The following is a 312-nucleotide window of genomic DNA, read 5'->3' on the forward strand; positions in this document are numbered from 1 at the left end:
GACAGGGCGAGGTCAACAGAGTCTAACGGGCTGTCGGCGTGCGGCTGTCGATGATGCCGCTGAGACGGATCGCGAGTTCAACCGCGAAGCGCTGTTCGGGCGTGTCGAGACGGATGCCGAACAGGTCCTCCATGCGCGACAGGCGATAGCGTAAGGTGGTGACATGCAGGCCGATGGCGTCGGCGCAGGCCTGGCTGCGGCAGCCCTCGCGCAGATAGGCAAATAACGTCTCCAGATAGGGCGTGCCGTGCTCGCGGTCATGCGCGATCAGGGCGCCGACACTTTCGTCGACGAAGCCGCGCACGTCCGGAG

General features: G+C 65.4%; 1 protein-coding gene. It reads right to left on the bottom strand.

Annotated elements, in window-relative coordinates:
• Positions 1–22: 22 nt before the first annotated feature.
• The coding region (locus tag EOC06_RS38755) for a helix-turn-helix domain-containing protein (protein ID WP_206631417.1) at positions 23–312 on the bottom strand (290 nt) is incomplete at its 5' end.

The organism is Mesorhizobium sp. M7A.F.Ca.MR.362.00.0.0 (assembly GCF_004023175.1).
Classification (GTDB): Bacteria; Pseudomonadota; Alphaproteobacteria; order Rhizobiales; family Rhizobiaceae; genus Mesorhizobium.